At 29.7% G+C, this 13,603-nt stretch carries 12 protein-coding genes; all 12 read left to right on the top strand.

Annotated elements, in window-relative coordinates; translation table 11 throughout:
* The first annotated feature begins 61 nt into the window (after nucleotides 1-61).
* The 12 genes from L8X50_RS01360 to L8X50_RS01305 all read left to right on the top strand — a co-directional run bounded on the left by L8X50_RS01360 (nucleotide 62) and on the right by L8X50_RS01305 (nucleotide 13,592).
* A complete protein-coding gene (locus L8X50_RS01360) occupies nucleotides 62-841 on the top strand; it encodes a 3'-5' exonuclease (RefSeq protein WP_263660197.1) in 780 nt (259 codons plus the stop codon).
* Nucleotides 842-899: 58 nt separating this feature from the next.
* The gene (gene galE / locus L8X50_RS01355; RefSeq protein ID WP_263660196.1) at nucleotides 900-1,886 is read left to right on the top strand and encodes a UDP-glucose 4-epimerase GalE; all 987 of its coding nucleotides are present in this window, start codon (nucleotides 900-902) and stop codon (nucleotides 1,884-1,886) included.
* Nucleotides 1,880-3,574, top strand: a complete 1,695-nt coding sequence (locus L8X50_RS01350; RefSeq protein ID WP_263660195.1) for an ABC transporter ATP-binding protein — start codon at nucleotides 1,880-1,882, stop codon at nucleotides 3,572-3,574. The genes galE and L8X50_RS01350 overlap by 7 nt, the downstream gene beginning before the upstream one ends.
* On the top strand, nucleotides 3,571-4,635 hold the full coding sequence (locus L8X50_RS01345; protein ID WP_263660194.1) for a glycosyltransferase: 1,065 nt from the start codon (nucleotides 3,571-3,573) through the stop codon (nucleotides 4,633-4,635). Before L8X50_RS01350 ends, L8X50_RS01345 begins: the two co-directional genes overlap by 4 nt.
* 1 nt (nucleotide 4,636) lies before the next feature.
* Nucleotides 4,637-5,737, top strand: coding sequence for a glycosyltransferase (locus L8X50_RS01340; protein ID WP_263660193.1), 1,101 nt, complete (start codon nucleotides 4,637-4,639; stop codon nucleotides 5,735-5,737).
* A 1-nt stretch (nucleotide 5,738) separates the two neighbouring features.
* Nucleotides 5,739-7,877, top strand: coding sequence for an STT3 domain-containing protein (locus L8X50_RS01335; protein WP_263660192.1), 2,139 nt, complete (start codon nucleotides 5,739-5,741; stop codon nucleotides 7,875-7,877).
* Nucleotides 7,874-9,001, top strand: a complete 1,128-nt coding sequence (pglA, locus tag L8X50_RS01330) for a N,N'-diacetylbacillosaminyl-diphospho-undecaprenol alpha-1,3-N-acetylgalactosaminyltransferase (protein WP_220567223.1) — start codon at nucleotides 7,874-7,876, stop codon at nucleotides 8,999-9,001. The genes L8X50_RS01335 and pglA overlap by 4 nt, the downstream gene beginning before the upstream one ends.
* Nucleotides 8,994-9,596 carry an undecaprenyl phosphate N,N'-diacetylbacillosamine 1-phosphate transferase gene (gene pglC / locus L8X50_RS01325; protein WP_220567224.1) on the top strand — a complete coding sequence of 201 codons (603 nt, stop codon included), beginning with the start codon at nucleotides 8,994-8,996 and terminating at the stop codon, nucleotides 9,594-9,596. Before pglA ends, pglC begins: the two co-directional genes overlap by 8 nt.
* Nucleotides 9,583-10,179 carry a UDP-N-acetylbacillosamine N-acetyltransferase gene (gene pglD, locus L8X50_RS01320; protein ID WP_133319737.1) on the top strand — a complete coding sequence of 199 codons (597 nt, stop codon included), beginning with the start codon at nucleotides 9,583-9,585 and terminating at the stop codon, nucleotides 10,177-10,179. Before pglC ends, pglD begins: the two co-directional genes overlap by 14 nt.
* Nucleotides 10,176-11,336 (top strand): UDP-N-acetylbacillosamine transaminase, encoded by a 1,161-nt coding sequence (gene pglE / locus L8X50_RS01315; protein WP_263660191.1) that lies wholly within the window; start codon nucleotides 10,176-10,178, stop codon nucleotides 11,334-11,336. The genes pglD and pglE overlap by 4 nt, the downstream gene beginning before the upstream one ends.
* A gap of 1 nt (nucleotide 11,337) precedes the next feature.
* Entirely contained in the window at nucleotides 11,338-13,101 is a 1,764-nt protein-coding gene (gene pglF / locus L8X50_RS01310) for a UDP-N-acetylglucosamine 4,6-dehydratase (configuration-retaining) (RefSeq protein ID WP_263659279.1), read from the top strand.
* 113 nt (nucleotides 13,102-13,214) lie between these two features.
* On the top strand, nucleotides 13,215-13,592 hold the full coding sequence (locus L8X50_RS01305) for a chemotaxis response regulator CheY (protein WP_039619063.1): 378 nt from the start codon (nucleotides 13,215-13,217) through the stop codon (nucleotides 13,590-13,592).
* Nucleotides 13,593-13,603: the final 11 nt, after the last annotated feature.

Genomic DNA, 13,603 nt, shown 5'->3' with positions numbered 1-13,603 from the left:
ACTTTATTTTTAAATTTTCTGTTATGATTTTAACAAAGATTTTTTTAAAAAAAGGTTTATCATGCAAGAATATATTTGCGTTTTTGATTGTGAGAGCATTCCTGATGTAGAATTGATAAAACATCTTTATGATTTTAATGGCGATGATTTAAGCATTAGCAAGCAAGCTTTAGAAAGACAAAAAGAAGAAAGCGGAAGTGAGTTTTTACCCCTGCCTTTTCATAAAGTTGTAAGCATTTGTGCAGTGATTGCAGATAAATTTGGAAATTTCATCAAAGTCAATAAAATCAAAGGCGACAACGAAAAACAAATGCTAGAAGAGTTTTTTAACTTCATAGATAAACACCAACCCCGCCTTGTAAGTTTTAATGGCAAAAGCTATGATATGCCTTTGCTTGTTATAAGAGCATTAAAATACAATATCAACGCAAGTGCTTATTTAGATGCAAGCGATAAATGGAATAACTACAAAAGTAAATTTGTAGAAAATAAACATTGTGATTTATTAGAATCTTTAGGAAGTTTTGGCCAAAAAGGCTTAAGACTTGACACACTTTGTGCTATGGCAGGACTTCCTGGAAAGTATGATGTGCATGGAAATGAAGTATTAGAGCTTTTTTATCAAAACAAATTAGAAAAAATTCACGAGTATTGCGAGAGTGATGTGTTAAACACCTATATACTATTTTTAAAATACGAACTCATCAAAGCTAATTTAACCCAAGAAGATTATCTTAATATTTTAGAAAATTTCAAAGAAGAACTTTTGCAAAAACATAGTGATAAAAGCTATCAAAAGCCATTTTTAGAAGCCATAGAAAAAGAAAAGAGCAAGTTTTAAATTAATTAAGAAAAGTATATTAAAATAACTATTATTAAATATCACAAAAAGGATAAAAATGAAAATTTTAATCACCGGTGGCGCAGGATACATAGGCTCTCATACTTTAAAACAATTTTTAGAAACAAATCATGAAATTTGTGTATTAGATAATCTTTCAAAAGGCAGTAAAAAAAGCTTAGATGAACTTTCTAAAATCAGACCTTTTAAGTTTTTTGAGCAAGATTTAAGCAATTATGCTGGGATTAAAAAACTTTTCAAAGAAGAAAAATTTGATGCGATTGTGCATTTTGCAGCTAGCATTGAAGTTCCCGAAAGTATGGAAAATCCTTTAAAATACTATATGAACAACACTGCAAACACAAGTAATCTAATCCAAACTTGTCTAGAAACAGGTGTGAAAAAATTCATTTTTTCTTCAACCGCAGCAACTTATGGAGAGCCACAAACTCCTATCGTAGATGAGCAAAGTCCATTAGCACCGATTAATCCTTATGGACAAAGCAAGCTTATGAGTGAAAAAGTCCTACAAGATGCTAATATGGCAAATCCTAAATTTAAATACTGCATTTTAAGATACTTCAATGTAGCAGGTGCTTGCATGAGTTATCCTATAGGTCAACGCTATCCAAAAGCTACTTTACTTATCAAGGTTGCTGCTGAAGTAGCCACAGGAAAAAGAGAAAAACTTTATATTTTTGGTGATGATTATAATACTAAAGATGGTACTTGTATTAGAGATTTTATCCATGTTGATGATATTTCAAGTGCACATTTAGCTGCTTTAGAATACTTAGAAAACAATGAAAGTAATATTTTCAATGTAGGATATGGACATGGCTTTAGTGTAAAAGAAGTTATTGAAACTATGAAAAAAGTAAGCGGGGTGGATTTCACAGTAGAACTTGCACCAAAAAGAGCTGGGGATCCTTCTGTGCTTATTTCAAATGCTGATAAAATCAAAACCCTAACTAATTGGAAACCAAAATATGATAGTTTAGAATTAATCTGTAAAAGTGCTTATGAGTGGGAAAAACAGTGTTAAAAAAACTTTTTTTCATACTCAATGCCCATGATAAGAAATTTTTATTTGCTTTGCTAATTTTTTCTATTTTTATAGGATTTATAGAAAGCTTTGCTATTTCTTTGATCATGCCTTTTGTATCAGTGGCGAGTAATTTTGAGCTTTTAGAAAAAAGCTCCTATTTTCAACCTGTATATGAGTATTTAAATTTACCAAGTTATAAGATTATTGCTTATTTTGGCTGTATATTAATCGCCTTTTATATTTTTAGAGCCTTTTTAAATGCCTTTTATTTTCATTTGCTTGCGCGTTTTTCTAAAGGGCGTTACCACAGCCTTGCTTGTCGTATTTTTGATAAATACCTACACCTTGAATATGAAAATTTTACTAACAAAAATCAATCAGAACTTTTAAAAACTATTACTCAAGAAGTATTTCATTTAAGCACTTTAATTAGTGCTTTTTTACTTATGCTAAGTGAAAGCTTTGTGGTGTTTTTACTTTATACTTTATTGCTAATTATCAACTATAAAATCACCCTAGCTTTAAGTGCTTTTTTACTTTTAAATGCTTTTATTTTGATTAAAATCCTCTCACCCTTGGTAAAAAAAGCTTCCATAGCTAGAGAAGAGGCGATGAAAAATTATTTTGAAATTTTAAATGCAAATTTAAACAACCTTAAAATCATCAAACTCAAAACCAAAGAACAAAGCACACAAAAACTTTATGAAATTCAAAGTGGGCTTTTTGCCAAAGCAAACATTAGCAATGAAAGCATGTCAAGCATTCCTAGAATTTACCTTGAAGGTATAGGTTTTTGTATGCTTTGTTTTATCGTAGTGTATTTAGTTTTAAGATATGAAAGTGATATTTCATCTATCTTAGCAACTATTACTATTTTTGTGGTGGCTCTTTATAGGCTTATGCCAAGTGCTAATCGTATCATCACAAGTTATAATGAAATTACATATTATAAAAACTCTTTAGATATTATTTATAACATGCTCAATGAAAAAGAAGAAAAGCTAGGCGATGAAAGTATTGAATTTAAAGAAAAAATCGTTTTGAAAAATCTTTTCTTTGCTTATAAGGGTAAGAAAAACTTATTTAAAAATTTAAATTTTGAGCTTGATAAAAATGAAAAAATCGCTTTTATAGGTAAAAGTGGAAGTGGTAAAAGTACTTTAGTTGATCTTATCATAGGACTTTTAAAACCAAGTGATGGAGCTATTTTTGTAGATGGAATTAAGCTTGATGAGAGCAATATAAAAAGTTTTAGAAGTAAAATTGGCTACATACCTCAACAAATTTATCTTTTTAATGATTCTATTGCTAAAAATATTAGCTTTGGAGAAGAAGTAGATGAAGCGCTTTTACACAAAGTGATCAAACAAGCTAATCTTGAAAGCTTTGTAAATTCACTTGAAGATGGAGTGCATACTAAGGTAGGTGATTCAGGTTCGTTTTTAAGTGGAGGCCAAAGACAAAGAATAGCCATAGCAAGAGCGCTTTATCAACAACCTGAAATTTTAGTTTTAGATGAAGCAACTAGCGCTCTTGATCAAGAAAGTGAAGCAAAAATCATGGAAGAAATCTATAAAATTTCAAAAGATAAAACTCTCATCATCATAGCCCATAGGCTCTCAACCATACAAGGTTGTGATAGAGTATTTGAAGTAAAACATGGGCATTTAAAGGAACAAGTATGAAAATCACTTTCATCATAGCTACTTTAAATTCAGGCGGTGCTGAAAGAGTATTAGTCACTTTAGCTAATGAACTTTGCAAAAATCATGAAATAAATATTATTAAATTTCACAAAGAAGACTCTTTTTACAAGCTTGAGCCAAAAATCAAACTTTTTACCCTAGAGCAGTTTGACTTTTCCACTCTTTATAATAAAATAGCCTCGCGTATTAAAAAATTCAAAGCCTTAAAACAAGCACTTAAAGACCACAAAAGCGATATTTTTATCTCATTTTTAGATACAACTAATATTGCTTGCATTTGGGCAAACAAAGGTTTAAATACACCTTTAATCATTAGCGAACATAGCTCTTATACTTATTTAAAATCTAAAATTTGGAAGTTTTTACGCCGTATAAGTTTTCCTCATGCAAATGCTTTAACCGTGCTAAGTAATGATGATAAAAATTACTATGAAAACTTTGTTAAAAAAGTTATCAATATGCCAAATCCTTGTCATTTTAGCCCTATTAAAGAAAATTTAGAAAAAGAAAATAATGTCATTTTCGTAGGCAGACTTGATCATAATAAAAATGCTTCTATGTTTTTAAAAGCCATAGCAAGGCTAGATACAAATTTACAAAAACAATACAACTTTTTCATAGCAGGCGATGGAGAATTAAGACAAGATTTAGAACAAGAAGCCAAGAATTTAAATATCAAAGTTAATTTTCTAGGTAAAATTGAAAATATGCAAGAGCTTTATAAAAAAGCAAAAATAATCTGCCTTTGCTCTTTCATAGAAGGCTTGCCAACAGTTTTACTTGAAAGTTTATATTATCAAGTAGCGCGCATTAGCACTAAATACACAAGCGGTCATAAAGATTTAATTGATGATGGAAAAGATGGATTTTTAGTAGATTTAGATGATGAAAAAGCTTTAAGCGAAAAACTCGCACTTTTAATGCAAGATGAAAATTTAAGAAAAACACTAGCGCTTAATGCACAGCAACGATGTAAAGATTATGAAGTGGCCAATGTAGCACAAAAATGGCTTGATTTAATCAAAGAAGTAAGGGTTTAAAATGAAAAAACTAGCAATTTTTATTTATTCTTTAGGAAGTGGTGGCGCTGAAAGGGTTGTATCTACGCTATTACCTGTGTTAAATTTAAAATATGAAATACATTTAATTTTAATGAATGACAAAATATCATATGATATTCCTGAAGTTAATATCCACTATCTTGAAAAATCAAGTCCAAGTGAAAGTAACTTAGCTAAATTTTTAAAACTACCCTTGCTAGCTATAAAATACAAAAAGCTTTGTGAAAATTTAAAAATCAACTTGCAATTTGTATTATTAAATAGACCTAATTATATTGCGTTAATGGCAAAATCCCTAGGACTTAAATCAACCCTTATTATCAATGAATGCACTACTCCAAGTGTGATTTATAAACATAATAATCTAAATTCTTTTATCAATAAATTTCTTATTAAAAAACTTTATAACAAAGCAGATTTAATCTTAGCAAATTCTATAGGAAACAAAGAAGATTTAATACAAAATTTCAATATAGAGGCTAAAAAATGCGATATTTTATACAATGCCATAGACTTAGAAAACATCATAGAAAAATCTAAAGAAAAAATAGACTTTAAAGATCCTTTTATATTAAGTGTTGGAAGGCTTGATCATGGTAAAAATCATGCTATGCTTATAAGAGCTTATGCAAAAGTTAAAACTGATTTAAAATTAGTCATTTTAGGCGAGGGCATTTTAAAAGATGAGCTTTTAGCTTTAATAGAAACTTTAAATTTAAAAGATAAAGTCTTTTTACTAGGTTTTGATAAAAATCCTTATAAATACATGAGCAAATGTGACTTTTTTGCTTTTGCTTCAAGTTTTGAAGGTTTTTCTAATGTTTTAATCGAATGCCTAGCTTGTAATACTGCCGTACTTTGCACTGATCATAAAAGTGGCGCAAGGGAGCTATTTTTAGATGATGAGTTTGGACTTTTAGTAAAAGTAGATGATGAAAAAGCCATGCAAGAAGGCTTAGAAAAAATGTGCAATGATGAAGCATTAAAAGCTTCATATAGACAAAAGGCTTTTTTGCGTGCAAAAGAATTTGATAAAATTAGCATAGCAAAGCAATTATTTGAATTTTTCAACAAGGCATAAAATGAAACTGCAACAAAATTTCACTAATAATAATTCTATAAAATATACCTGTATTTTAATCCTTATAGCCTTTGCTTTTAGTGTTTTGTGTAGGTTATACTGGGTGGCTTGGGCAAGTGAGTTTTATGAGTTTTTCTTTAATGATCAACTCATGATTACTACTAATGATGGCTATGCTTTTGCAGAAGGTGCAAGAGATATGATAGCAGGTTTTCATCAACCTAATGACTTATCTTATTTTGGAAGCTCACTTTCTACTTTAACTTATTGGCTTTATAGTATTTTACCTTTTAGCTTTGAAAGTATTATTTTATATATGAGTACTTTTTTTGCTTCTTTGATTGTTGTGCCTATTATATTAATCGCAAGAGAGTATAAACTCACTACTTATGGCTTTATAGCAGCCTTACTTGGAAGCATTGCAAATAGTTATTATAACCGCACTATGAGCGGGTATTATGATACTGATATGCTAGTGTTAGTTTTACCAATGCTTGTTTTGCTTACTTTTATACGCTTAACTATTAATAAAGACATTTTTACCCTACTTTTAAGTCCGGTTTTTATCATGATTTATTTGTGGTGGTATCCGTCAAGTTATTCTTTAAATTTTGCCATGATAGGACTTTTTGGTCTTTATACTTTAGTATTTCATAGAAAAGAAAAGATTTTTTATCTAGCTATTGCTTTAATGATCATAGCTTTAAGTATGCTAGCATGGCAATATAAACTTACTTTAATTGTATTGTTATTTGCTATTTTTGCCTTTAAAGAAGAAAAAATTAATTTTTATATGGTTTGGGCTTTGATTTTTATTAGCATTTTGATATTACATTTAAGTGGTGGTTTAGATCCTGTTTTATATCAACTTAAATTTTATGTTTTCAAAGCTTCTGATGTGCAAAATTTAAAAGATGCTGCCTTTATGTATTTTAATGTTAATGAAACTATTATGGAAGTAAATACTATCGATCCTGAAGTATTTATGCAAAGAATTAGCTCTAGTGTTTTAGTATTTATCCTTTCTTTTATAGGTTTTATCTTACTTTGCAAAGATCACAAAAGTATGCTTTTAGCTCTACCTATGCTTGCACTAGGTTTTATGGCTTTAAGAGCTGGGCTTAGATTTACCATTTATGCAGTTCCTGTGATGGCTTTGGGTTTTGGATATTTTTTATATGCTTTTTTTAATTTTTTAGAAAAAAAACAAATCAAACTTAGTCTAAGAAATAAAAATATCCTACTCATACTCATTACATTTTTTAGCATAAGCCCTGCTTTGATGCATATTTATTATTATAAATCCTCTACTGTTTTTACTTCTTATGAAGCTAGTATTTTAAATGATTTAAAAAATAAAGCTCAAAGAGAAGATTATGTTGTTGCTTGGTGGGATTATGGTTATCCAATACGCTATTATAGCGATGTAAAAACCTTAATCGATGGTGGAAAACACTTAGGAAAAGATAATTTTTTCTCATCTTTTGTCTTAAGTAAAGAACAAATTCCAGCAGCTAATATGGCAAGACTTAGCGTAGAATACACTGAAAAATCTTTCAAAGAAAATTATCCTGATGTTTTAAAAGCTATGGTAAAAGATTATAACCAAACAAGTGCTAAAGATTTTTTAGAAAGTTTAAATGATAAAGATTTTAAATTTGATACCAATAAAACTAGAGATGTATATATTTACATGCCTTATAGAATGTTGCGTATCATGCCCGTGGTAGCACAATTTGCAAATACAAATCCTGACAATGGAGAGCAAGAAAAAAGTTTATTTTTCTCTCAAGCTAATGCCATAGCTCAAGATAAAACAACAGGTTCTGTTATGCTTGATAATGGAGTAGAAATTATTAATGATTTTAGAGCTTTAAAACTAGAAGGTACAACTATACCTTTAAAAGCTTTTGTAGATATAGAATCCATCACTAATGGCAAATTTTATTACAATGAAATTGATTCAAAAGCTCAAATTTATTTACTCTTTTTAAGAGAATATAAAAGCTTTGTGATTTTGGATGAAAATCTTTATAATAGTGCCTACATACAAATGTTTTTATTAAATCAATACGATCAAGATTTATTTGAGCAAGTCACTAATGATGCAAGAGCAAAAATTTATAGGCTAAAAAGATGAAAATAGGAATTTTAACCCATAGCGCAATGAGTGTGTATTATTTTCGTCTTGCACTCATCAGAGCTTTAGAAAAAAATAATCATGAAGTTATAATCATCACTCCAAAAGATGATTTTGCTATTAAGTTACAAGAGCTAGGCTATAAGGTTTGCTTTTATGATTTAGCTAGATCAAGTGTCAATCCTTTAATTGTTTTTAAAAATCTACTTAGTTTAAAAAATACACTCAAAAGTTTAAATTTAGATCTTTTACAAACAAGCGCTCACAAAAGCAATACAACAGGTATTATAGCGGCTAAAATGGCGGGCATTAAATACACTTTTGGTTTGGTTGAAGGCTTAGGAAGTTTTTACATAGATGATGATTTTAAAAGCAAATTAGTAAGAATAAGCATTAATTTACTTTATAAAATTTCTTTTAAACTTGCAAATGGTTTTATTTTTGTCAATGAAAGCAATGCTTTATTTATGAAAAATTTAGGCTTAAAAGAAGAAAAAATCAAAATCATCAAATCCGTAGGGCTAAATTTAAAACAATTTTTACCTTTAAAAATTAGCACAGAAGAAAAACAAGCTTTTTTAAAAGAACACAATATGCCTGATAAACCTATCGTTTTAATGATTTCAAGAGCACTTTGGCATAAAGGAATTAAAGAATTTTATGAAGCAAGCCAAATTTTAAAAGATAAGGCAAATTTTGTTTTAGTGGGTGGAAGAGATGATAATAAATCTTGTGCACCATTAGAATTTTTAAACTCAAATGATGTTTTTTATCTTGGCACAAGAAGTGATATTGCACATTTATTAAATTTATGCGATATTTTTGTTTTACCAAGTTATAAAGAAGGCTATCCAAGAACGGTTTTAGAAGCACAAGCTTGTAAAAAAGCATGCGTGGTAAGTGATGCTGAGGGTTGCATTGAAGCAGTGAATAATGCCATAGACGGTTTAATTTGTAAAAGCAAAGATAGCAAGGATTTAGCTGAAAAAATAGCAGTTTTACTAGAAGATGAAAAACTAAAAAATACTTTAGCACAAAATGCTTTTCTTAGAGCGCAAAATTATGATGAAAATATCATAGCTTTGAAATATCTTGACTTTTATAGGGGTTTTACAAATGTATAAAAATGGTTTAAAGCGTGTTTTTGACTTTTTTTTGGCTTTGATTTTATTGATTATTTTTTTACCCTTTATAGTGCTTATAGGTATTGTTTTAAAAATCGTTCAAGGAAGTGTGCTTTTTAAACAAGCAAGACCAGGATTAAATGAAAAAATTTTTTATATTTATAAATTTAAAACTATGAGTGATGAAACCGATGAAAATGGAGAATTACTTCCTGATGAATTACGCTTAAAGCCTTTTGGTAAGCTAGTTAGAAGCTTGAGTTTAGATGAATTACCGCAGCTTTTTAATGTATTAAAAGGCGATATGAGCTTCATAGGCCCAAGACCTTTACTTGTAGAATACTTGCCCTTATACAATCAAGAGCAAAAAAAACGCCACGATGTAAGACCAGGCATTACAGGTTGGGCACAGATTAATGGACGCAATGCTATTTCTTGGGAGCAAAAATTTAAATATGATGTAGAATATGTGCAAAATTGCTCTTTTTTATTTGATCTTAAAATCTTTTTTATGACCATTGTTAAAGTTTTAAAAAGAAGCGGGGTTAATAAAAAAGGAGTAGCTACAACGGATAAATTCAATGGACACAACTAAAAGTATTTATATATATGGTTCTAGTGGGCATGGTTTAGTCTGTGCTGATGTAGCTAGAAATTTAGGATATGAAAAAATCATCTTTTTAGATGATAATAAAGGCTTAAAATATCACTCCAATTTAGAAAAACACGATATGTTTATTGCTATTGGCGCAAACTCTATTAGAGAAAAACTTTTCAAAAAAGCAAAAGATGATGGATTTAGATTAGTTAATTTGATACACAAAAGTGCTATTATTAGCCCAAGTGCTTTTTTAGATGATGAGGGTATTCTAATCATGCCAAATGTCGTAGTTAATGCTAAAGCTAGTATTGCAAAAGGTGTGATTTTAAATACTGCTTGTGTGATTGAGCATGAGTGTTTTGTAGATGAGTTTAGCCATATTAGCGTTGGAGCTAAACTAACAGGAAATGTAAAAATAGGAAAGCGTTGTTTTTTAGGAGTTAATTCAAGTGTTATTCCTTGTATAAGTTTAAATGATGATATAACTTTAGGCGCAGGAGCAGTTGTAGTTAAAAACTTAACTTCTAAAGGCATTTATGCTGGAGTTCCTGCCAAGAAAATAAAGGAGGTAAAATGAGATTTTTTCTATCAGCACCACATATGAGTGGAAAAGAATTAGAATACATACACAAAGCTTTTGAAAGTAATTATATAGCACCTTTGGGTGAATTTGTTAATGCCCTAGAACAAAGTATTAAAGATTATACAAAAAGTTCTAACGCACTTGCTCTAAATGCAGCCACTGCAGCTATTCATTTAGCTTTAAGAGTTTTGGACATCAAAGAATGCGATATAGTTCTAGCTTCAAGTTTTACCTTTATTGCTTCAGTAGCACCTATTTCTTACATGAATGCTACGCCTGTATTTATTGATTGTGATGAAACTTATAATTTAGATGTAAATTTATTAAAAAAAGCTATCAAAGAAAGTCCTAAAAAGCCAAAAGCTCTTATTTTAACACACCTTTATGGTAATGCTTCTAAAATGGATGAGATCGTCCAAATTTGTAAAGAAAATGAGATTTTTTTAATTGAAGATGCTGCTGAAGCTTTGGGAAGTTTTTACAAAAATAAAGCCTTAGGTACTTTTGGGGATTTTGGAGTATATTCTTTTAATGGTAATAAAATCATCACAACAGGTGGTGGTGGCATACTTGTGAGTGAAAATCATGCTAATCTTGAAAAAGCAAGATTTTACAGTACCCAAGCTAGAGAAAATTGCCTTCATTATGAGCATAAAGAATATGGCTATAATTATAGAATGAGCAATATCTTAGGTGCAATCGGTACTGCTCAAATGGAAGTTTTAGAAGAAAGAGTGAGTAAAAAGCGTGAAATTTATAGCTGGTATAAAGAATTTTTAAGTGGAACTTTTACTTTTTTAGATGAGCTTGAAAATACCAAGTCAAATCGCTGGTTAAGCACTGCTTTACTTGATTTTGATTTAAATAAACTTAATACTTATGAAAAACATTGTATATGTGAAAATAAAAATGTTCAAATTCAAGATAAAATTTTAAAAATCATACAAGTTTTAAAAGATAATAAAATCGAAAGTCGTCCACTTTGGAAGCCAATGCATTTGCAAGAACTTTACAAAGGCTGTGATACTTACTTAAATGGTAATAGTGAGTTTTTCTTTAGTAATGGAATTTGCCTTCCAAGTGCAACTACTATGAGCAAAGCTGATGTAGAGGAAGTTTCTACTTTAATCTTAAACACCTTAAAGGACTAAGATGGATTATAAAAGCAAACGCTTAGGATTTTTTCTAGGTGCTGATATTTTACTTTTTGTTATAAGTATTTATTTGTCTTTTTCTTTACGCTTTAGTGCAGACATCCCAAGTGAATTTTATGAAGGTATGTTTAAAAGTGCTGTGATTTTGATTTTACTTAAAATCATTTTTCTAGCTTTTTTTAAAATTTATCAAGTTGCTTGGAGATTTTTCTCCCTTAATGAAGCGCGTAAATTAGTCATCGCTTTAGCTTTGGCTGAGCTTGTATTTTTAGCAATTTATTATTTTTATGATGATTTTTTTAATCCTTTTCCAAGAAGCGTTATAGGAATAGACTTTGTTTTATCTTGTATGCTAATTGGAAGTTTGCGTATAAGCAAAAGAATGATAGTTGATTTTAGAAAGCCAAAATACAACGAAGAACATCCTTGTATAGTAGTTGGCGCCACTTCAAAGGCTTTGCATTTATTAAAAGGAGCTAAAGAAGGGAGTTTAGGACTTTTCCCTGTAGCTGTGGTAGATGAGCGTAAAAATTTAATAGGTACTTATTGTGATAAATTTATAGTTGAAGAAAAAGAAGCAATCAGAAAATATACCGCTGAAGGAATTCATACTGCTATCATTGCTTTAAAACTTGAGCAAGAAGAATTAAAAAAGCTTTTTGACGAACTCATTGCTTATGGGATTAACGATATAAAGCTTTTTTCTTTTACGCAAAATGAAGCAAGAGATATAAGTATCGAAGATTTATTAGCGCGTAAGCCAAAAGATTTGGATAATGCTTGCGTGATTGATTTTATCAAAGATAAAGTAGTTTTAGTTAGTGGAGCTGGTGGAACTATAGGAAGTGAGCTTTGCAAACAATGCATTAAATTTGGTGCAAAACACTTAATCATGCTTGATCATAGTGAGTATAATTTATATAAAATAAATGAAGAATTAAGCTTACATAAAGAAAAAATCGAACCTATTATGATGAGTATATTAGACAAAGAAGCGTTAGAAAAACTTTTACAAGAAAAAAACATAGATTTGATTTTACATGCAGCAGCTTACAAACATGTGCCTTTATGTGAGCAAAATCCACATTCAGCTATTTTAAATAACATCATAGGTACTAAAAATTTAATCGATCTTGCAAAAGCTTATAAGGTTGCTAAATTTGTTATGATAAGCACTGATAAGGCTGTAAGACCGACTAACATCATGGGTTGCACAAAAAGAATTTGTGAACTTTATACATTAAGCTCAAGTTGTGAAAATTTTGAAGTAGCTTGTGTGCGTTTTGGTAATGTTTTAGGGTCAAGTGGAAGTGTAATACCTAAATTTAAAGCTCAAATTGCAGCTAATGAGCCACTTACTCTTACTCATCCTGATATAGTGCGTTATTTTATGTTAGTAAATGAGGCTGTGCAACTTGTTTTACAAGCTGCGGCTATTGCCAAAGGTGGAGAATTATTTGTACTTGATATGGGTGAGCCTGTTAAAATCATGGATTTAGCTAAAAAAATGCTTTTACTTTCTAATAAAAAGTTAGAAATCAAAATCACTGGGCTTAGAAAAGGCGAAAAACTTTACGAAGAGCTTTTAATCCATGAAAATGATTTAAAAACTCAATATGAAAGTATATTTGTTACCACTAGTGATCTTAAAGATTTAAAAATTTTAAATCAAGAAATAGAAAAATTACTCCACAGCACAGATCCTGCAAAAGTTTTAAAGGAGATTGTGCCTGAATTTAATCACAATAAAAACGGAGAGTGATTAAATTCTAATTTTATTTTAAAATGATATAATATAAACTTTTAATTGATTAATAAAAATAAAAACGATACAATTACAGTTTTATGTAATTACATCAAGATAAAGGAAAAAAAGTGAAGTTATTAGTAGTTGATGATAGTTCTACCATGAGAAGAATAATCAAAAATACCCTTGTAAGATTAGGCCACAAGGATGTTTTAGAAGCTGAACACGGAGTTGAAGCTTGGGATTTACTTTCACAAAATGATGATATTAAAATTTTAATTACTGACTGGAATATGCCTGAAATGAATGGCTTGGAATTAGTAAAAAAAGTAAGAGCGGAAGAAAAATATGCTGATATGCCAATTATTATGGTAACTACAGAAGGTGGTAAAGCAGAAGTTATTACCGCCTTAAAAGCAGGCGTAAATAACTATATTGTAAAACCTTTTACTCCTCAAGTGTTAAAAGAAAAACTTGAAGATGTTTTAGGAACAAACGAAGGTTAATTATAAGTTTT

The organism is Campylobacter sp. CNRCH_2013_0898h, from assembly GCF_025772965.1.
GTDB classification, from domain to species: domain Bacteria; phylum Campylobacterota; class Campylobacteria; order Campylobacterales; family Campylobacteraceae; genus Campylobacter_D; species Campylobacter_D lari_D.
Note: the sequence above shows the minus strand (reverse complement) of the source record. Positions and strands in the feature narration are given on the sequence as shown.

Excerpts from the sequence above, each read along its gene's own strand:
- L8X50_RS01360 (WP_263660197.1), top strand. The coding sequence starts at position 62 with ATGCAAGAATATATTTGCGTTTTTGATTGTGAGAGCATTCCTGATGTA.
- galE (WP_263660196.1), top strand. The coding sequence starts at position 900 with ATGAAAATTTTAATCACCGGTGGCGCAGGATACATAGGCTCTCATACT.
- L8X50_RS01345 (WP_263660194.1), top strand. The coding sequence starts at position 3,571 with ATGAAAATCACTTTCATCATAGCTACTTTAAATTCAGGCGGTGCTGAA.
- L8X50_RS01340 (WP_263660193.1), top strand. The coding sequence starts at position 4,637 with ATGAAAAAACTAGCAATTTTTATTTATTCTTTAGGAAGTGGTGGCGCT.
- L8X50_RS01335 (WP_263660192.1), top strand. The coding sequence starts at position 5,739 with ATGAAACTGCAACAAAATTTCACTAATAATAATTCTATAAAATATACC.
- pglA (WP_220567223.1), top strand. The coding sequence starts at position 7,874 with ATGAAAATAGGAATTTTAACCCATAGCGCAATGAGTGTGTATTATTTT.
- pglC (WP_220567224.1), top strand. The coding sequence starts at position 8,994 with ATGTATAAAAATGGTTTAAAGCGTGTTTTTGACTTTTTTTTGGCTTTG.
- pglD (WP_133319737.1), top strand. The coding sequence starts at position 9,583 with ATGGACACAACTAAAAGTATTTATATATATGGTTCTAGTGGGCATGGT.
- pglE (WP_263660191.1), top strand. The coding sequence starts at position 10,176 with ATGAGATTTTTTCTATCAGCACCACATATGAGTGGAAAAGAATTAGAA.
- pglF (WP_263659279.1), top strand. The coding sequence starts at position 11,338 with ATGGATTATAAAAGCAAACGCTTAGGATTTTTTCTAGGTGCTGATATT.